Below are 22752 nucleotides of genomic sequence, written 5' to 3'. Positions count from 1 at the left end.
GACAATTACGCGAGGAAACCGTGGGTTCGTCTGGTTGACAATGGTGAATTTCGGGCCTGGTAAAAGGCTGGCAGACGTCCCCAAAAAAGCACAACAGAGGAAGGCGTGAACAGGAAAAGGCCCGCCCAAGGGATACTCCCTTCAGGCGGGCCGGTCACCGTATAAGGACTATCGGCGTAATAACTCGCTTAAAGTCTGGACGCAGGGTGACGTCAGCAGTTCGATATGGTTCCCTTCGCCATAGACACCGCGCAACGTCGGCACCACCGCCTGCCAATCGGATAGCAGCTTAGGTGACGCTTCTTTCGCCATCACCAGAACCGGCGCCGTCGAGGGCAAAGCCGTCGGCCGGTAAGCGGTACGGATATTAGTTGAGAAAACTCGATATATCCCCGCCAACGCCGACACCTTGGTCTGTTTCGGCAATACCCCCTGAGCGATCAGACGCTCCAGCATGACCTCCAACCGACGAGTCAGAGACAGACTGGCAAGGCGCTCTTCCGTGAGTTCCAGAGAACATCCTCTCATTTCGAAAAGCTCAGCCAACGACATCAACGCCTGGATATCCGTATACTCCCGAGTTTGGGGCTCGGGCGCATCGGAATCGACCAGCAGCAGCGATGCCGGCACGATCCCGGCCGTTTCCAGCCTGGCCGCCAGCTCCAGTGCGACCCAACCACCAAACGAGTGCCCCAGCAGATGCACGTTTTCCGTCAGAGAGTAGCGGCTCAGCGCCTGCTGATAGCACGCCGCGGCGGCCTCCACGCTCGTATGAGGCACTTCACTGCCCCATAACCCACGCGGTTGCAGCCCCAGAACTGTCCAGTCGTCGGGTAAGCTCTGCACCAACGCTTTGAACGCGAACACGTTATCGCCCGCGCCCGGAATGCAGAGCAGAGTCGGTCCTGCCCCGCTCCCAGCCTGCAGCGCCACCACAGGATCATCGCTGCTTTCCCTTTCTGAGCGCCCCGTCCGCAACGCCTCGCTAATCGCCTCACCGACCTCCTGCACATAAGGCTCCGAGACTAAGCGCCGATGGTCGCCGGGCACCGGAATACGACGAATGGACGACGTCGGTAGCACGCGCTCCCAGCCGAGATAGCGCCCTCCCTCAGACGGCTCATCCTGAGCGATAAAGAGATCCAGCTTCAGCGGTAGCGTCGGCACCCGATACTGCACTCGCAGCAAGGCCAACCGGTGGCGCAGCCAGCCACGGTAATATGATGGCGACCACTCCTCCGGGAAAATGCCCGTTTCGCGCCCGATGTCATAGTGATCTTCCAGCCGTCCTCGCCGCGCCCGCGCAATCGCGTCCGGTTGTAACTCCACCGCCCCGTTGGCCATAGCTTCTAAATCGCCGCGGACCAGAAACGCCATCATCTCCTCCTCGTCGGTCATCGCCAACAGCTCATCCAGCGGGACAGTGAATCCCTCCGGCGAGTCCGGCAGCCGCGTGTCCAGCATGCCCAGGAATTCGACCTGTTGATCTTGTCCCAGCAGCTGCGCTGCGATTTCATAAACCATCGTCCCGCCAAACGACCAACCAATCAGCCGATACGGTCCTTCAGGCTGTGCCGCGCGGATGATCCGGACATAACGCGCCGCGGCGGCCTCCAGCGTCGCGAAAGGCGGCTGGTGGCAATCCGGTCCTGGCAGCCCGTAGACCGGAATGTCGTCGTTGATGCAACGGGTCAGCAATGGCCCATAAAACAGTTCGCCGCTGGCTTCGGGTACGATAAACAGCGGACGCTGTGCTCCCGTAGCGCGAAATACGATGGCCTGATCCGATCCACGTCCAACCTGCGGGCTTTGGGTCTGGATCTCCGCCGCCAGCGCCTGCAATTGCGGCGCAGAAAACAGCGAAGACAGCGTCAGTTGCACGCCTTGCTGCCGCGCTTCATTCACAAGCCGCAGAGCCAGCAGCGAATGGCCGCCCAACGCAAAAAAGTCGTCATGACGGCTGACCTGCTCCACGCCCAGCAAACGCTGCCAGATCTCCGCCAGCGTGCGTTCGATGCGCCCTTGGGGCGCCTCATAATCGCATCGCACTCGCGCGCTGTCGTCCGGCTCAGGCAGCGCCGCGCGGTTCACTTTGCCATTAGGCGTCAGAGGCATCTTCTCCAATTGCACATAAGCGGAGGGCACCATGTAGGCAGGCAGACGCGCGCCGATCCCCGACTGCAGCGATGCGATGTCGACATCCGGCTCGGATGCGGTGAAATAGGCCACCAGCTGTTTTTCCTGAGTGGCCGTCGTCCGGACTATCACCACGGCCTGCGACACCTCGTCCAGCGTCTGCAACGCTGCCGCAATCTCCTCAGGTTCGATGCGAAAACCGCGAATCTTCACCTGAAAGTCATTGCGTCCCATGAACTCGATATTGCCATCGGACAGCCAGCGCCCCAGATCGCCGGTCTTGTACATCCGCGCACCCGGTTCGTTCGAGAAAGGATCGGGCAGGAAACGCTCGGTCGTCTGCTCGTCCAGATTCAGGTAGCCGCGCGCGACACCGGCCCCGCCGATATACAGCTCGCCGCTCACGCCGACAGGCACGGGTTGGCGATAGCGATCGAGGATGTAGAGCGTGGTGTTGGCGATCGGCCGGCCAATCGGCATACTTCCCGTTCCGGGGTCCGCGTCGTTCATGCGGAAAGCGGTGGCATACGTCGTCGTTTCCGTCGGCCCATACATATGCAGGAAGTTCTGCGGCGGCCCGACGCGCAGCACCCGGCGCACAAACGTCAGATCGAGCGATTCGCCGCCGACCATCAGGTAACGCAGGTTGGGAAGCACCGGTTGCAGCGTGTCGGCATATTGATTGAACAGAGCGATGGTCATAAAGACGGTATCGACCCGCTGCCGCTGGAGTTCGTCCGCGAAGCGCACAGGATCAAGCACCGTATCCTGACTAAACAGCACGATACAGCCGCCGTTGAGCAAGGGTCCCCAAATCTCCATCGTACTGGCATCGAACGCCGGATTGGCAAGGCAAGCCACGCGGTCGCTCTGCCGAAACTCCGCGTAGCCGTTGTTGATGACCAGCTTCACAATATTGCCGTGTTCAACCATCACGCCTTTCGGCTTGCCGGTCGAACCGGAGGTATACATGATATAAGCGAGCTGGGAAGCGTCGCACCGCACCGGCGCGGCGAGGCCGTGTTCATTCTTGTCTGTCTCGTACGATAACGGACAATCCAGATTCAGAATCGCACACTCAAGCGGCACCCCGTCAAAGGTCTTGCCCGTGCTTGAATCCGTGATCAGCACCTCGGACGCACTATCCGCCAAGATGAACTGCAGATGCGCCTGCGGATACCCGCCATCCAGCGGAACATAGGCGCCGCCTGCCTTCAACGTCGCCAATATCGCCACGATCAGCTCGCGGCTGCGCGCCAGCGCGATCGCCACCCGGCTGCCGGGCCGTACGCCCATGTCCACCAGCCGTCCGGCCAGTTGATTGGCTCTCGCGTCCAGCTCGCCATAGCTCAGCCGCTGTTCACCGCACATCAGAGCCTGCGCATCGGGATGCCGCCGGGCCCTCTCTTCAAACAGCGCTGGCAGACTCTTCTGCGTCGGGTATTCCGTCCGGGTCTCGTTGAAGTCACTCAGCACACGCTGCCGCTCGGAAGAAGAGAGCAGCGGCNCCGCCTGCACCGGTCGATTCGGCTCAGACACCATGCCTTGCAGCAGCCGTACCCAATAGCGCAAATAGCGCTGTACCGTGGCATCGTCGAACAGAGAGACCGCATAATTCAGATTCCCCACCAACCGATCGTCCTCCTCGCGCAGCTCCAGAATGAGATCGCACTGGGCGGTCTGCGTTTCGTGGTGCAGCGGCGAGAGCGTCAGTCCAGGCAACTCGGCGGATTCCGCGGGGAGATTTTGCCACGCCAACATGGCCTGAAAGACCGGTCCATGCGACAAACTGCGGGCCGGAGCCAATGCTTCCACGACCTGTTCGAAGGGAATATCCGCATGCGCCTGAGCCGCCAGTTGGGTTTCCCGAATCTGCGCGATCAGCGCAACGGCGTCGGGATCGGCGGACATATCAACGCGCAGCGCCTGAGTATTCACAAACATGCCGATCAGCGGTTCCAGCTCGCGCCGGTGACGACCGGCGACGGGGGTGCCAATAACCACGTCGTCTTGTCCCGACAGTCGGCTCAGCAGCGCCGACCAGCCCGCCAACAGCGTCATAAACAGCGTACCGCCGCAGCGCTGACTCAAGGCTTTCAGCGACTGCGTCAACTCGCGATCCAGTTCCACCGCCAGGCTCGCGCCGCGGTAATCCTGCACCGCAGGTCGGGGGCGGTCGCTCGGCAACGTCAGACACGCCGGGATCCCCTGCAACTGCGCCACCCAATACGCTTGCTGAGCCTGCAGGACTTCGCCCTGCGTATGCTCCCGTTGCCACTCGGCGTAGTCGCCGAACTGGATCGTCATCTCCGGCAACGGGTCGGATTGGCCCTGTATCAATGCCGAATACAGCGTGCGCAGTTCATTCATCATCACGCCCAGCGACCAGCCGTCGGCGATGATGTGGTGCAACGCCAGACGCAGCCAATGCTCCTGCGCCGAAACCTGAACCAGCTGTCCCCGCGCCAAAGGACCGGCCGTCAGATCGAATTCAGGGGTAAAAGACGCGCGCTCGTCATGCCGCTCGCTCGCTGTCGTTACCTGCAGCGGGAACCCCCGATCCTCCGGCTCCACCACCTGCACCGGTTCGCCGTCCCGGCACTCAATGTGAGTGCGTAACGCGGCATGGCGGGCAACGATACGATCGAGCGCACGCTGTAGCGCCGACACGTCGAGCGCTCCCGCGAGTTTGATCCCGCCGGCGATGACGTAGGCCGCGCTGGCGTTGGCATCCCGCTGCGTCAGGAACCAGATGCGCCGTTGAGCCAGAGACAACGGCCGCGGTTTTTCGCTTCCACGCGGACGAATCGGCGCCAGATCGCTCTGCGCCGCCGCGCCAAGCACAGCGGCGACATCATGCAGCGCAGGACGCGCAAACAGCGCCGCCAGAGAGAGCTCCCGCCCCATCGCTTCGCGGAGTCGAGAAATCAGCTGTACGGCCAGCAGCGAGTGACCGCCCAGCGCGAAGAAGTCGTCGTAACGGCTGACGTTTTCCACGCCCAGAAGCGACTGCCATATCGCTGCCAGCGTCGTTTCCATGTCGCCCTGCGGCGCGGCATAGGGCTGATGCGAGAAAGCGGTATGATCCGGGAGCGGCAAGGCTTTGCGATCGACCTTGCCGTTCGCGGTGAGCGGCATCTCCGCCAGCGCCATCCAGGCGACAGGCAGCATGTACGCGGGCAGTCGAGAACTCAGTTGTTCACGCAGACCTTCAGCGCTGATCCCTTGAGGATCGTCGCTGGNGTAGTAGGCGACCAGCCGTTTTTCTTGCGTCTGATCCGTCAGACTCAAGGCGTCAACCACCGCCTCGCGGATCCCCTCGCAGTCCAGCAACGCGGACTCGATCTCGCCCAGTTCGATGCGAAAACCGCGGATCTTCAGCTGGAAGTCATTGCGTCCGAGATAGTCGATCGTCCCGTCGCTCCGCCAACGCCCCAAATCGCCGGTTTGATACATCCGCGCTTCGGCATCCTGCACAAATGGATCGGGCAGGAAGCGTTCGGCGGTCAAATCCGGACGATTCACGTACCCGCGAGCAACCTGCACGCCGCCGATGAACAGTTCGCCGCACACGCCCGGCGGCACCGGTTCACCCTGAGCGTCCAGAATATAAACGCGGGTATTGGCGATAGGACGACCGATGTGGAGCGCCGTCTCATCGGCGCTAATGACGCCAGAGGTCGCTACGACGGTGTTTTCCGTCGGGCCGTAGTTGTTGAACAGGGTAAAGCGCGCCCCGGCGGGCGGGCGGCGTTTAAGCCTATCGCCGCCGACCAGCAGCGCCCGCAGCGTTGACGGCGACATGTCCCGGGCAAACGCCAGCTCAGCGACGGGCGTCGGCAGAAAGCTGACGTCCAGCGGCTGCGCCGCCCACCATGCCAGCATCTGCTGCGGATCCCGTGATATCTCCGGCGTCGGCATCACCAACCGGGCCCCGACCGACAGCGGCGGCCAGATCTCCCAGGCCGCGGCGTCGAATCCCAATCCCGCCACGCAGGACGAGATGTCTTCCGCCCGCAGCGCGAAGGCTTCCTGGTGCCAGTGCACCAGATTAACGATATGCCCATGTTCGACCATGACGCCCTTCGGCTGGCCGGTCGAACCGGAGGTGTAGATAAGATAGGCCGGGTGATGAGGCGTCAGCCCAAGCGCTTCTATCGGAAGATTGTCCCGAGACAACTGCGCCCAAGGCCGGTTCTCCCCCTCCAGCAAGACCAGGGTTACCGCTGACGGCAGCGCCCCCAAACGCTCGCGCACGTCGCGGCTGGTCACCACCGCCTGCGGCGCGCTGTCTTCCAGAATATAGGCCAGTCGTTTCGTCGGCAGCGCCGGGTCCAGCGGCACGTAGGCGGCCCCTGACTTCAACGCCGCCAGCAGCGCGACAATCAGATCGCAACCGCGATCCAGCGCGATAGCCACCCGATCGCCCGGTCTCACGCCCTGCGCCTTCAGCCAGTGCGCCAGCTGATTAGCCTGAGCATTCAATTCGCCATAGCGCAGGCTCAGGCCGCCGCACAGCACCGCCTGCGCATCCGGTTGACGGGCCGCCTGCGTTTCGAACAGCGAATGCAGACTGCACCCGGTTGGATAGTCGGCGTGCGTGGCATTGAAGTCGCACAGTACCTGACGGCGCTCCTCTTCCGACAATAGCGGCAACGCCGTCACAGGCGTTGTCGGCGAAGAAACCATGCCGGCGAGCAGCCGCTGCCAATAGCCCAAATAACGGCGCACCGTGCTTTCATCGAACAGCGCGCGGGCAAAATACAGCCCTCCGCTGAGCTCATCGCCCTGTTCGCTCAGGACCAGACTGAGATCGAACGGCGACACCGTCGCCTCGTCCTGCAGCTCCGTCACCGTCATGCCGGGCAGCGTCAGCGCCCCTTCCGGCGTATTTTGCAGCGTCATCATGACCTGAAAGATCGGGCTGTGAGACAGGCTTCGGGACGGAGCCAGCGTCTCCACGACCTGCTCGAACGGAATATCGGCGTGCGTCTGCGCCGCCTGTGCGGTCGCTTTCACCTGTTCCAACAGCGTCACGGCATCCGGTTGGGCCGACAGGTCAACGCGCAGCGCCTGCGTGTTGACGAACATGCCGATTAATGGCTCGACCTCGCGGCGATGACGGCCAGCGTTAGGAGAACCGATCACCACATCCTCCTGACCGGACAACCGACTCATCAATGCCGCCCAGCCCGCCATCAGCGTCATATACAGCGTGGCATTCCCACGCTGGCTCAGCGCCTTCAGCGACTGTGTGAGTCCGGCGTCCAGCGACACCGCCACGCGGCCGCCTCGATAATCTTGCGTCTGCGGCCTGGAACGATCGGTCGGCAGCGTCAGACATTCGGGCGCGCCGCGCAGCTGCTCCGTCCAGTAGTGCTGCTGCGCCTGCATCCGGTCGCCGCACAGATAGTGTTGCTGCCAGGCGGCATAATCGCCGTACTGGATCGGCAGCGCGGGCAGTGGATCGTCCTGGTGCTGATTAAACGCGGCATACAGCGTTCCAATCTCCTTCATCAGCACGCCGATAGACCAACCGTCGGCGATGATGTGGTGCAGCGCCAGTCTCAGCCAGTGCTCTTTTTCCGATACCGTGACCAGTTGAGCCTGCGCCAGCGGCCCAGCCCTCAGATCGAACGTCGGCTGGAAGCTCGGTGGATCGCGCGGGTCGTCTAGCCCGACCACGCTGAGCGGAAAACTGCGGTTCTCCGCCTCAATCACCTGAACCGGCGTGCCGTCGCGAACCTCGATATGCGTACGTAACACGTCATGCCGCGCATAAACGCGATCCAGCGCCTGGCGCAGCGCCGCCGTATTCAGCGGCCCTTCAAGCTTCAGGCCGCCCGCCAGCACGTAGGCGTCCCCCGCCGCCGCGTCCATCTGGCTTAACACCCAAATTCGCCGTTGCGCCAAAGAGAGCGGAGCATCTTCGCCGTCTTTCAGAGGAAGGATTTCGGTCAGCGTCTCCTGCGACGCGGCGTCCAGAGACGCGGCCAACCCGCTGATCGACGGATAGGCGAATAACGTCGCCAGCGGTAGCGCCCGATGCAGCGTTTCCTGCACCCGGGAAACGAGCTGCATCGCCAGCAGAGAGTGCCCGCCCAGCGCGAAGAAGTTGTCGTGACGACTCACCTTCTGCACGCCGAGCAGAGACTGCCAAATCGCCGCCAGCGCCGTCTCCGTTTCCCCTTGCGGCGCTTCATAGGGCTGCTGTGCATAAGCCGATTCATCCGGCGCAGGCAATGCCTTGCGGTCTACCTTGCCGTTCGGCGTTAACGGCACATTCTCCAGCGCGACCCAGGCAGCAGGCACCATGTAGTCAGGAAGACGCTCGCTCAGCGCCGTCCGCAACCCCTCGCGGGTGAGCGCCGCATCCGCTTCCGCCACGTAATAAGCGACCAGTCGGGCTTCCTCATGTTCACCGCTCAGCGCCGTCACCACCGCCTCGCGCACGCCCGCGCAGGCCAACAGCGCCGTCTCGATCTCGCCCAGTTCGATACGGAAACCGCGGATCTTGACCTGGAAGTCGTTACGCCCCAGATATTCCAGCACGCCGTCGGGCCGTCTGCGCCCCAGATCGCCGGTTTGATACATACGGGCATCGGTATCGCGGCAAAAGGGGTCGGGCAGGAAGCGCTCCGCCGTCAGGTCAGGACGGTTGAAATACCCCAGACTGATGCCATCGCCACCGATGTAAATCTCGCCCGGCACGCCGGTCGGCACCGGCTGTCCTTCCGCGTCCAACAGGTAGACCCGCGTATTGGCGATGGGATGACCGATGGGGATCGACACCTCTTCAGATCCGATGCGCCACGTCGTCGACCAAACCGTGGTCTCCGTTGGACCATACATATTCCACAGCGCGTCAACGCGCGGGATCAACGCCGCCGCTAACGTCGGCGAAAAAGCCTCACCGCCTATTAATCCCGTCAAGCCGGGCGCGCCTTCCCAACCGGCGGCCAGCAACAGTTTCCACGTCGCCGGCGTGGCCTGAAACAGCGAGATCGCCTGCGCGTTCAGGTAATGCCCCAGCCGTTCGCCGTCCCGGCGCAGGGCGTCGCTCGCCAGATGCAGTTGACCGCCCGCGATTAACGGCAGGTAAATTTCCAGAACGTGGATATCAAAGGAGACGGTCGTGACCGCCAGCACTCGGGTATGCGACGCCGCCTGATGCTGATGTCGCTGACTGTGCAGGAAATTCACGACGGCCCGGTGCGGCACCGTCACGCCTTTGGGACGGCCGGTCGAGCCGGAGGTATAAATGAGATAAGCCGGATGCTTCGCCGTCAGCCCACGCGAAACCGGGGCCAGATTGGCCTCGGCGCACCGCGTCCACGGACCGGTTGCATCATCGCACTCCAGCAACGTGGCCGAGTCAGGCAGCTCGCCCAGCGTCCCGCGCGTTGTTTGCGAAGCGATCACCGCGATAGGCGCGCAGTCATGCAGTAACGCGTTAAGTCGCGCCGACGGCTGGGCCGGGTCCAAGGGCACATAGGCCGCGCCCGCCTTAAGCACCGCCAGCAGCGAGGCAATCAGCTCAGGACCGCGCGGCAGCGCCACGGCCACCCGGGTCTCCGGGCCGGCTCCGTGCGCCACGAGCCAGTGCGCCAATTGGTTAGCCATGCGGTTAAGTTCGCCGTAGCTCAGCGTCCGTTCGTCGGAGACCACCGCCAGCGCCTCAGGTTGCGCGGCGGCCTGATATTCGACCAATTCGTGGACGCAGGCGTCGCGGGGGTAGTCCACCTGCGTCGCATTAACCTCGTCCAGAACCTGTCGCCGCTCATCAGCAGACAGTAGCGGCAGCGACTGCACCGCGCAGTCAGGCTGCTGCGCCATGCCGCGCAGTATCCGCAGCCAGTAGCTCAGATAACGCCGCACCGTGTCCGCATCGAACAGGGCCTTCGCATAGCACAGCGTCCCTTCGCATCCCCCGTCGGTTTCCGTCAACGTCAGATTCAAATCGACCTGCGCCATCGTGGCTTCGCCCTCCAACGGCGAGGCCACGACGCCGGGCAGGGTAAACGGCTGCTGCGGCGTATTTTGCAGCGATAGCATCACCTGAAACAGCGGGCTGTGAGACAGGCTACGGGTCGGCGCGACCGCTTCCACCNCCTGCTCCAAAGGGATGTCGGCGTAGCGCTGGGCCGCCAGCGCCGTGTCCCGCNCCTGCATCAGCAACGCGGGCGTATCCAACGGATCCGAGAGATCGATTCTCAGCGCCTGCGTATTGACGAACATGCCGATCAGCGATTCGACCTCGCTGCGGTGACGTCCGGCCGTCGGTACGCCGATGACGATGTCGTCCTGAGCGGACAAACGGCTCATTAACGCCGCCCACCCCGCCAACAGCGTCATGAACAGCGTACAACCGTGGCGCCGCGCCAGCGCTTTCATCTCGCCCAGCAACTTCGCGTCCAGCGTCACTGACGCGCAGGCGCCGTCGTAATCCTGTATCCGCGGACGCGGGCGATCGGTCGGCAGCGCCAGACACGTCGGCGCGCCCCGGAGTTGCGTCCGCCAGTAGTCGCGCTGCGTTTCCAGCGCCTCGCCGCTCAGTTGCGCATGCTGCCACGCCGCATAGTCGGCATATTGAATTGGCAGCGGCGGCAAAGGATCGGCCTGTCCCTCGCTAAACGCCGTATAAAGGGCGTTCAACTCATGCAGAAAAATCCCGAGCGACCATCCGTCGGCAATCAAGTGATGCAGCGCAATGCGCAGCAGGCACTCCCCTTCGCCCAGACATACCAGCTGTCCGCCCAGCAGCAGGCCCGCTTCCGGATCGGGCCGCAGCGTGAAATCCGGCAGCGGTTCCGAGGCATTCGATAACGTCCGGATTTCCAGCGCGAAGCCGCTGTCGGCGGAAGCGATGAGCTGACGTGGCGTCCCCGCCACGTTAACCACCCGCGTCCGTAGAATTTCATGACGGGCGACGATGCGATCCAGCGCCGCCTGCAGCGCCACCGTATTCACCTGCCCGCTGAACCGATAGGCCATGCTCAGGAGATAACGCTCCGGCGCTTGAGACTCCATTTGCGACATAAACCACAGCCCGCGCTGGACGGGCGCCAGCGGCATCCCGCCTTCGACGCGCGGCGCGAGAGGGATCGGTTGTCGACTGCCCGCGGCCTTCGGCTTAAGTCCCTTGGCTTTTGCCAGCGCCAGCAGTTTGGCCTTTTGCTCCCGCGTGAGGGGCTGGACAGAGGATGAGGTTTCTTCCGTGTTCTGCATTATTCTTCTCCTTCCATTGATGCCGCCATATCCAGCAGCTCAGCGATATCAAACTCTTCGATGCTCAGGTCCAGGATCCGCTCGCTAAGCGCGCTCAGACTCGGATGGGCAAAAATTTCTCCCAACGGCACGTCGACATCCAGCTCGAGCCGTAGTCGAGACACCAGCTGCACTGCCAGCAGAGAGTGTCCTCCCAGTTCGAAAAAGTTGTCGTGCCGGCCGATGCGCTCGACGCCCAGCAATGACAGCCAGATTGCCGCTACCGCCTGTTCGGTTTCATCCTGCGGCGCTTCGAACGCCGCATGCGCGAACGCATCGTCACCGGGTTCCGGCAACGCGTGGCGGTTCACCTTGCCGTTGGGCGACAGTGGGAACTCGATCAATGCCACCCAAGCCGCGGGCACCATATAGGCAGGCAGCTGCGCCACGAGATGAGCGCGCATCGCCTCGATTTTCGCGCTCCCCCGGTAGTAAGCGACCAGCCGTTTTTCTCCTCCGCACTCACGCGGAACGACCACCGCCGCCTCAACGTCCGGACATCCGCTCAGACAGGCTTCCACCTCGCCTGGCTCGATGCGGAATCCTCGGATCTTGACCTGATCGTCGTTGCGTCCCAGATAATCGAGGATGCCGTCTTTGCGCCAACGTCCCCGGTCGCCGGTTTTGTACATCCGCGCGTCCGCCTCAGAGGAGAAAGGATCCCGGATAAACCGCTCGGCGGTGAGCGCCGGCTGATTCAGGTAACCTCTCGCCACGCCGACGCCGCCGATATAGATCTCCCCCGCCACGCCGACGGGCACGGGTTCGCCTTTTTCATCGAGGATGTAGAGTCGGCTGTTGGCGATAGGACGCCCGATAGGCGGCTGGGACACCCCGTTCGAAAATGTCGCCGGACAGACGAATTCACTCGCCACGTGCGTTTCCGCCGGGCCGTACTGGTTGTGAAGCCGGACATGCTCCGAGTGCTGGAACAACGCCCGCACATCAGGCCCGAGGCGTAGCGCCTCGCCGCTGGCGATAATCTCCATCGACGGCGGCNCGCGCCCCGAAGCGCGATACATCTGCGCCAGCGCAGGCAGGACTGACGGCGGAATAAAGGCCCGCTCGACGTGCTGCTGCTCCAGCAAGTCCGCCAGCCGCGGCATATCGAGCCGCACATCGTCTGGGACAATGATCAACCGCCCCCCGCCGGTCAACGCGCTGAGGATCTCCTGGCTCGCCACATCGAAACCAAAAGAAGCGAACTGCAGCGTGACGCCGGCGGGACGCTGATTCTGCCAATGAACCAAATTGACCAGCGGCGCGTGCGGCATCGCCACGCCTTTGGGGCGACCGGTCGAGCCGGAGGTATAGATGGTGTAAGCCAGATGACGCGGGGTCAGTCCGATACGTTGCGGATCCGGATCGCTGCGCTCTGACTTGGCCCACAGCGGCTCATCCGCACTCAGGTCGAGGATTGGCGGCAACGCGGAACAAGACGCCAGCGAAGAGCGACCGACGTCGTCACACAGTACCGCCAGCGGCGTGCAGTCGGCGATCATGTGAGCCAAACGCTCGGTAGGATAGAGAGGATCAAGTGGCACATAAGCGCCGCCGGCTTTCAGGATCCCCAGCAGCGCCACGACCATGTCCGGACCTCGTGTGACGCAGATCGCCACGCGATCGTCCGGACGCACGCCCTCAGCCATCAGCCAGTGCGCCAGTTGGTTAGCCCGCTCGTTCAGCTCGCCGTAACTCAGTCGCCGTTCGCCGCTGACCAGCGCCGTTGCTGTCGGCTGCCGATGCGCCTGTATCTCAAACAGTTCATGCAGACAACGGTCGGCCGGATAGGCGGACTCCGTGGCGTTGAACGCCGTGAGCACCCGCTGCCGCTCATCGGCGGAGACCAGCGGCAGCGTGGCTACCGGCTGCGCGGCGGAGGCGACCATCCCCCGCAACAAACGCTGCCAGTAGTCCAGATAACGCTGGGCGGTATCCTCATCAAACAGCGCGGTCGCGTAATACAGCGTGCCTTCCAGCAGCCCGTTCGTCTCACGTAATTCCAGATTCAAATCGAACTGGCAGGTCGCCGTCTCATTAGGCAACGGCGACACACGAAGCTCAGGTAACTCAATCGCCATTTCAGGCAGATTGTGCAGCGCCATCATCACCTGGAAGATTGGACTGTGGGACAGCGTGCGCACCGGCGCGACGGCTTCAACCACCTGTTCGAACGGAATATCGGCGTGGCTCTGCGCCGCCAGTGTGGTGCGCCTGACCTGCGCCAGAAGCGCCGCCGTGTCCATCTCTGGCGTCACGGCAACCCGCAGCGCGAGCGTGTTGACGAACATCCCGATCAGCGGTTCGATTTCCTGTCGATCGCGCCCGGCGATAGGCGACCCGATCACGATGTCATCCTGCCCGGAAAGGCGGCTCATCAACGCAGACCAACCGGCTAACAGCGTCATATACAGCGTACAGCCGTGTTGCTGACCTAACGTTTTCAACGCCTGCGTCAGGTCGGCGTCCAGCGTCAGGGTTTTATACGCCCCGGTAAAGCTCTGCAACGGCGGACGGGGTCGGTCCGTCGGCAACATCAGATTGTCAGGCGCGCCGCGCAGCTGTTCGACCCAGTAGCGTTGCTGCTCCTGCATTCGCTCGCCCTGCAAATGTTGTCGCTGCCAAGCGGCATAGTCGCCGTATTGGATAGGCAGCGGCGGCAGCGGGTCGGGCTGTCCCTGACTCAATGCGCTATAGAGGGTACCTAGCTCGCGCATCAGAATGCCGACTGACCAGCCGTCGGCGATGATGTGGTGCAGCGCCAACCTCAGCCAGTGTTCCTGCGGGGAAATACGGAGCAGTTGCCCCTGCGCCAGCGGGCCGGTCGTGATGGACACTGACGGCGTGAACGGTTCCGGGCGATCCTGGCTGCCGCTCATATCCAGCCGGTGCAGGGGGAAACCGCTCTCCGCGGGAGCAATCGCCTGCACGTCGACGCCGTCTCGGTGAACGATGTGCGTGCGCAGTGCCGCATGACGCAGCACGATGCGATCCAACGCCTGTTGCAACGCGGCGGGGTTCAGATTTCCCTGTAGTCGTATCCCGCCGGTGATCATATAGGCCGCGCTTGCCGCCGGATCCATTTGCACCAACAACCAGAGGCGTTGCTGCGCCAGCGACAGCGGAGGCTCAGCCGCCGCCAGGGGAGAAATCGCCGGTAAAGGCGGTACCGCCTTCTCGCCCAACGCCTGCGCCATCTCGCACAGCGTGGGATGCATGAACAGCGTTTTCAGGTCCAGCTCCCGCTGCATTTCGCTGCGGATACGCGAGATCAACTGCACCGCCAGCAGCGAGTGCCCGCCCAACAGGAAGAAGTTATCCCGGCGCCCCACCGTCTCCACGCGCAGCAACGTTTGCCAGATGGCGGCTAACGCCAGCTCCACCTTGCCCTGCGGCGCTTCATAGTGCTGTCTTATAAATGCGGAGTCATCCGGCTCAGGTAGCGCACGCCGGTCAACCTTGCCATTGGCCGTCAGAGGCAGGCTTTCCAGCGGCACCCAGGCCATCGGCACCATGTATTCAGGCAATCGCGCCAGCAGCTGTTCTCGCAGCGCATCAATAGAAGGTGCATTCGTCCCTTTCTCCGCCAGATAGTAGGCGATCAGACGTTTTTCCTGAGCGGCGCCCCCCTGCGCAACCACCACGGCCTGCTGGATCCCCTCGCAGTGCAACAAGGCATCTTCGATTTCGCCGAGCTCGATGCGAAAGCCGCGGATCTTCACCTGGAAGTCGCTGCGTCCCAGAAACTCGATCGTGCCGTTGGCACGCCAGCGCCCCAAATCGCCGGTACGGTACAGTCGCGCATGCGGCTCGGAGGAGAACGGGTCGGGAATAAAGCGCTCAGTAGTGAGATCCTGACGGTTGAGATACCCTCGCGCCACCTGCGCGCCGCCGATATACAGTTCTCCGCACACCCCTACCGGAACAGGCTGCATTCGCGCATTCAGAATATAGGTTTGGGTGTTGGCGATGGGACGGCCGATGTGCAGCAGCGCTTCATCGGCGCTGATGTCTCCGGAAGTCGCCACCACGGTGTTTTCGGTCGGGCCGTAGTTGTTCATCAGGGTGAAGCGCGCCCCGGCAAACGGCTGGCGATTCAGCCGATCGCCGCCGACCAGCAGCGTGCGCAGCGTGGCCGGCGCGGCCTCGCGGACAAACGCCAGTTCAGCGATGGGCGTCGGCAGAAAACTCACGTCAAGCGGCTGCGCGCACCACCACGCCAGCAGTTGATCCGGATCGCGGGAGATCACCGGCGAGGGCAGCAGTAATCGCGCGCCCACCGATAGTGCGGGCCAGATCTCCCAGGCGGCCGCGTCGAAGCCCAGACCCGCCACGCTGGAAACGCAGTCCCGTGAGCGCAGGGCGAAGGCCTCGCAGTGCCAATGCACCAAATTGATGATATTGCGATGCTCGACCATGACGCCTTTCGGGCGACCCGTCGAACCCGAGGTGTAAATGAGGTACGCCAGATGAAACGACGTCAGCCCTACCGCCGCAAGCGGAATGTTGTCCTGCGGGTAGCGCGTCCACGGACGGGCGGCGGCGTCAATGACGAGCGTATGAGGATGGTGCGACAGTTCCCCCAGTCGACTGCGTAGCGCGCGTTCGGTGATGATGGCCTGCGGCCCGCTATCTTCCAGCAGATAAGCCAGACGTTCAGTAGGCGTCGCCGGATCAATCGGCACATAGGCCCCGCCGGCCTTCAGCGTCGCCAGCATCGCGACGATCAGATCGCAGCTGCGCTCCAGCACTATCGCCACTCGGCCATCCGGCCGGACGCCCTGTGCCATCAGCCAGTGGGCCAGTTGGTTAGCGCGCCGGTTCAGCTCGCCGTAGCTCAGGCGTTCTCCGTCGCACTCCACCGCCGCCGCGTCCGGCTGTCGCTCCGCCTGCTCTTCGAACAGCGTATGCAGGGCATTTTCGGCCGGATAGTCGGCACGCGTGGCGTTGAAGCCGAACAACAGCTGGCGGCGTTCGTCGTCGGGTAACAGCGGCAGCGTCTGCACCGGCTGATGCGGATCCGCCGTCATCCCCCGCAACAGCGCATGCCAGTAGTCCAGATAGCGCCGGGCCGTCGCGGCGTCAAACAGTGCGGTGGCGTAGTAGAGCCGTCCGGTGATCCGACCGTCGGCCTCACGGAGATCCAGACTCAGATCGAATTGGGCCGTCTCCACGGGATCAGCAATCAAGGAGGCTTTCAGTCCAGGAAGCGTAAACGCCACCTCCGGCGTATTCTGCAACGCCAGCATCACCTGAAATACCGGGCTGTGAGACAGACTGCGGGCAGGCGCCAGCATCTCCACCACCTGCTCGAAGGGAAGATCCGGATGTTCCTGCGCCGCCAGCGTCATCGCCTTCACCTGCGCGAGCAGCGCGACGGTATCCGGCTGTTCCGACAAATTGACGCGCAGCGCCAGCGTATTGACGAACATGCCGATCAGCGGCTCAAGCTCCTGACGGCCGCGGCCAGCGACCGGGCTGCCGATCACGACGTCCTCCTGACCGGACAAACGGCTCATCAGCGCCGACCAGCCCGCCAGCAGTATCATGAACAGCGTCGCGCCATGACGCTGACTCAGCGACTTCAGATCCTGCGTCAACGACGGATCCAGCTCAATGTCCAAGCTGGCGCCGCGATAGTCCTGCATCGGCTGACGCGGCCGGTCGCTGGGCAGCGTCAGGCAATCCGGGATCCCGCTCAGCTGTTTTTCCCAATACGCCTGCTGGGCGCGCAGCACCTCTCCCTGCATGTGTTGCTGCTGCCAGGCCGCGTAGTCACCGAATTGGATAGCCAGCGGTGGTAACGGATCGCCGCTGCCCTGACTAAACGCGGTGTACAGGCTTTGCAGTTCCTGAAGAAAAATGCCGACCGACCAACCGTCGGCGACCAAATGGTGAAACGACAAACGCAGGTGGTGCTCCTGCGCGCCGACCGCGATGAGCTCGCCGTGCGCCAAGGCGTCCGAGGCGGACTCAGATGCCGTATCCGGCGTCGCTATCGGCGCGTCCAAGGTTGTCTGTCGAAGCGGGAATCCACTGCCGTCAGAAGCGATAACCTGCACCGGCGCGCCGTCACGCTCGGCAATACAAGTGCGCAGCGCGGCGTGACGATCCACGATACGATCGAGCGCCTGCGCTAGCGCCGTGACGTTAAGCTCGCCCTCGATCCGGATCGTAAATGCGATGAGGTATGCCGCCCGCGCGGTGTCATCCATGCGCGACAGAAACCACAGTCGTTGCTGAGCCAAAGACAGCGGAGGATGAACGCCCTCCGCCAACGGCACGATGTCGGGCAGATGCCCGTCGGTCGGCGCGATGTCCAACGTGGCCGCCAGTTCATGCAGCACCGGACAGTCAAACAATGTCGCGACCGACAGCTCCCGCTGGAGTTCGCTACGCACGCGGGAAATCAGCTGCACCGCCAGCAGCGAGTGACCGCCCAGCGCAAAGAAGCTGTCGTGGCGCCCGACTCGCTCCACGCCCAATACCGAGCGCCAGATCGACGCCAGCGTCGTTTCCGTATCGCCGCGCGGCGCCTCATAAATCTGATGCTCGAAGGCCTCAAGATCCGGGGACGGCAGCGATGGGCGATCCACTTTACCGTTCGCCGTCAGCGGCACGGAGTCCAACGCCACGTAGGCCGCCGGGACCATAAATGCCGGTAAGCGTTTACCGAGCTGAGCCTTGAGCGCTTCCGTCGTCGGAGCCTGTCCCCGCTCATCCGCAACATAGTAAGCGATCAGCCGTTTATCCTGCGTCTCCGTGCCTGTCGCCGTGACCACGGCTTGTTTTACGCCCTCACAGGCCTGGAGCGCAGACTCGATCTCCCCAAGCTCGATGCGGAACCCGCGGATCTTCACCTGAAAATCATTGCGGCCGAGATACTCCACCGTGCCGTCTTCACGCCAACGGCCCAGATCGCCGGTGCGGTACATCCGTGCTCCCGCCTCGCCATCGAACGGGTCGAGCGGGAATCGCGCTTCCGTCAGCGCAGGCTGATTCAGGTAGCCGCGCGTCACCCCGGCGCCGCCGACGTACAGCTCGCCCGGCACGCCTAACGGCACCGGCTCGCCATGACCGTCCAGTATGTACAGCCGCAGGTCCGGCAGCGGCCGGCCTATCGGGCTCTCTCCCGTTGGCATCCCCGCCGTTAACGGACAGTGCGTCACATGCACCGTCGTTTCGGTGATGCCGTACATATTCACCAGTTGCGTATCTACGTCCGGGTTCTGCTGATACCACGGCGTCAGCGCCGCCACGTCCAGCGCCTCTCCCCCGAAAATCACGTAGCGCAGCGAATGACGCTCAGGGCTGTCCGCCTGCGCCGCCGTCAGTTGGCGGAATACCCCCGGCGTCTGATTTAACACCGTTACCCCTTCGCGGCACACCAGCTGATACAACGACTGCGGCGAGCGCGTCACCGCCTGTGGCACCACCACCAGACGTCCGCCCTGCAGCAGAGCGCCCCAGATTTCCCACACCGAGAAGTCAAATGCATAGGAATGGAACAGCGTCCAGATGTCCCGATGGTCGAAGTCGAAGAGTGCCTGCGTCGAGCTCAGGAGGCGGGTAACGTTGCGGTGCTCAACCATCACGCCCTTGGGCTGGCCGGTCGAGCCGGAGGTGTAAATAATGTAGGCCAGATGATGCGGCGTCAGGCCAAGCGATGCGGCGGAAATATTTTCATCCGAATGACGCGTCCAGGGAGGGGCGTCGCCGTCCAGCACCATCAGCGACAACCTCTGCGGCAGCTCACCCAGCGACGGCAGGCTGCTGCTGTGGGTAATTAATACTTCGGGCGTACTGTCTTTCAGCATGTACTGTAAACGCGCCTGCGGGTAGCTCGGGTCCAGCGGCACATAGCCCGCGCCCGCCTTGAGCACCGCCAGAATCGCGACGATAAGATCGCTGCCGCGCGGCAGTGCAATCGCCACTCGGCTGTCGGGTTGTACGCCCTGCGCTATCAACTCGCGGGCCAACGGGTTGGCGCGACGGTTCAGCTCGTCGTAGCTCAGCGAGTCGCCTTCAAAACTCACCGCTACCGCATCGGGGCGCGCCTTGGCCTGCTGCTCGAACAGCTCGTGAAGACAGAATGGGGAGGACGACGCTGGCGCGGATGCGGAATGCCACTGGCGCATTAAGGCCAGTTCTTCAGGCAACGTCACCGGCAGTTCTGCGACAGGCCGACTCAGCTCAGTCGCCGCCGAACTGAGAAAGTGGCTAATGCGTCGCAGATGCCATGCTAACTCTCGTTCATGGTAGAGCGCGGCATTGGCATTCAAACACAGCTCAATGCCTTCGTTTACCCCCCGGTCGAACAGCGTAATGGAGAGATCGTCGACCGGTCCCAGCAAGAGATTGTGGACTTTGGCTTTCGCGCCCTCGAAAGTCAGCGAATCGTTATGGCAAGGAAGGATATTAATCAGTGTGGAAAACAGCGTTTCACGCCCGGCAGCCATCCCCTGATCGGCCTTCAACGTCTCATACCGATAGCGTTGATGCCGCGATACTTCAAGCACAGTGCGTTTTGTCTGTTCGAGTCCTGCGGACAACGTGGTTGTCGGATTCACGCGCAACCGCAACGGCAGCACATTGCTCATCATGCCGGGGTAACGCCGCAATGCCTTGCCGACACGGGCCGTCATCGGCATCCCCAGCAGCAGATCCTCCTGTCCCGTGATCCGGTATAAGTAGAACGCGACCAGCGTGATCAACAATTCCGGCAACGAAGCTTTATGCTGCTCCGCCACATCCCGCAGCAGCTGATGGGTCTGCTCGGGGAGATAGCGCTGCCGATGCAGTATATCTACGCAACGGGCCTGTCTGCCGGAGATACTCACCGGGTCCGGTCGATTCGCGAGCTGTTCCAGCCAGTATTCGCGATCACGGCATAAGCGGGATGAGGCGTCGTAGTCCTGCTCAACCCTCTTGGCTTGTGCAAGCCCGAGAAAGTTGAGGTCCGAAACCAATTCCCCGCTCGCGAACGCGGCGTAGCGCTCCGCGACCCGCTGAACGAACAACGTGATGCTATAACCATCCATGACGATATGGTGGTGACACTGGTAAAAGAGAAAATGTTCCTCCGCTAGCTGAATCAGCGCGAACGAAAAAAGCGGCCCCTGCTCCAGGTCAAATGACCTGTTGCAAGCATCCTCCATCCACTGCTTCGCTTTCCCCAGCGGATCGCTTTCCTGACGAAAGTCGAGCACAGGGAAAGGCCAGGATGACGTCACATCCGTCGACTGCGTAATGTCAAAGGACGAAACGTGTAAACGCACTCGCAGGGATTCTGTTTCCTGAACGGCGGTTCTTAACGCCATTTCAAATCGCGGTAGGTTTAGCGCCACCGGTATCTCAAGATATTCGGCAACGTTAAAAACTTTGGCTTTCGCTTCAGGATTGAGATGCTGAGCAAACCAAAGACCTTGCTGAGCGTGGTTGAGGGGATGGATGGACTGCGCTTCCCGTGTCAGGCAAGGCTGCATATCAACATTTGACATAGGACTCCTTTCTTACATCGTTAATTAGATCACAAACCAAAAAATCGTCATTAATTCACTCATTCCCATCATTCCGTCGATAATCATTACCTTATGAATCATTATTTCCACATTAATTAATGGTGCGAGATAAAGATCCTATAAATAACAAAAATCGCCTCAATAATGAGACATAGGGAAAACGGTCACAGTGGACAATATAGAACTATTGGCTAAAGCAAAAATAGGATCCGTGGACGAGACAGCGACACATGTCATATAGCGCTTATCATAAAGTTACTTTCGCTTTATATAAAATCACCGCTAATAGAAAATGCTAAAAAGATAAACTGAGATAACTGAATAAATGATGAATTCATCACTCCCATTTAATTTCCACCATAACGACAGCCTTACAATAACATTCAAAAACTCATGTAAAAAAACAAAAAAACCAACAAAAAAAGGTCAAAAAACAATAAGTAACATTTAACCCAGAAAAATATGGGCCATGAACGAGGTCTTTTATTCTCTTTTATATATATGAAATTCAGCCTGCGCTATTAAATAGTATGCAATTAATAAAAACAACCCCATTTAAGAAAAATTTCTATTTTTCGCGGCAACTTAAATTGGCTAAAACCAGGATTATAGAAATAAAAAATAGTCTTTATCTGAAAGTCCATTTATGAAACACATAACTATAAATAACCATCTTGCATTATTTGATTTTCATTTTATTAGGGAAACTTTTTAAGAAATAAAACTACATATATAACGCCTGTTTGACAAATGACGCCCCCCGGTTGTCGTCCCTTACCAACCGTTATTGGTAACGTTGATGCCCTAGGAAGCATTAAAAGGTTATGAATTTGTCCGTAAAAGGTATCCAAATTAAGAAACGAAACAACGAGTGAAATAAGGTGAGGACAGGCTATCTTTCGCATGTAGAAATTCGATGACGTGGATTTCGACGCATTCGTACAGCCCGCGCCGGCCAACTGAATCGACGACATCCTTGCACTGAAACAGCTGTTCAGGGTGCTTAAAGTCTGTATCGCCAGGGGTGATGTGCCAGCCAGGGCACTGTCAACGCAGGCGGCTTACCCACAATGGGCCGCCGATGGGACGTACCGAATATGAATTCACCGTCATGAGCAGACTGATGGCTCGCGCGCAGGGTGGGTGGATTGCTGCCACAGGTCGCGACGGATATGCCTGAACGGCGGATATCCTCACATCGTCCTCATGCGCAAGGTCTGTTCAATCTGCCCATCGCACGATGCGTGGACTGCCCGCGTAGGATCAGAGATCCATCCGAAAAACGCAGCGTTTATATTCAAGGAATTAAAAAGGGATTGAAAAGTGCCCGATGTCGCCGTTTTCAGTGGACGTGATGGGTATGAATGAGGGAAAAACTTTTCAAGGGATTGCAGTCATGAAGGGACATCTATGGAACTGGAGCGGGCGAAGGGAATCGAACCCTCGTATAGAGCTTGGGAAGCTCTCGTTCTACCATTGAACTACGCCCGCACGGAGAAGTGCCCGCATTATAGCGCTATCTGATTGCCGGGCAAGATAAAAACCCGTCAAACTGACTGCGTTTTAATCAATTAAATTCGCTGAAAAAAATCTAAGATACGGCGGGTTGCGACGGAGAGTCGGCAACGCAGGACAGCAGCCATCATCGCCCTCCTCGTCCTGTGACTTCTTTTTCTCTACTTTGATAGTCGCAACCCACAGCGATATTCCGTCACAAGCCCGCATGCACAGACTCACCGTAAAGACGATCCCGCAAGCGTGCCTGCTTAGCCCAAAAAAGAAAAACCCCACGCATGACGTGGGGCTGAGACGTTCGTAACAGCAGGGC

General features: G+C 61.0%; 2 protein-coding genes and 1 tRNA gene. All 3 read right to left on the bottom strand.

All coding sequences use genetic code 11. The features are described 5' to 3' along the window. Window positions 1–168: 168 nt before the first annotated feature. Window positions 169–11211, bottom strand: coding sequence for a non-ribosomal peptide synthetase (locus SB13_RS07130; protein ID WP_463605548.1), 11043 nt, complete (start codon window positions 11209–11211; stop codon window positions 169–171). A 152-nt stretch (window positions 11212–11363) separates the two neighbouring features. Then, a complete protein-coding gene (locus SB13_RS07125; protein WP_463605547.1) occupies window positions 11364–20888 on the bottom strand; it encodes a non-ribosomal peptide synthetase in 9525 nt (3174 codons plus the stop codon). Window positions 20889–22341: 1453 nt separating this feature from the next. Beyond that, window positions 22342–22415 (bottom strand) — tRNA-Gly (locus SB13_RS07120). Between the last annotated feature and the right edge of the window lie 337 nt (window positions 22416–22752).

It is taken from the genome of Lonsdalea quercina subsp. quercina (genome assembly GCF_000688695.1).
Classification (GTDB): Bacteria; Pseudomonadota; Gammaproteobacteria; order Enterobacterales; family Enterobacteriaceae; genus Lonsdalea; species Lonsdalea quercina_D.
The sequence above is the reverse complement of the archived record's forward strand: the minus strand, read 5'-3'. Positions and strand labels throughout refer to the sequence as shown.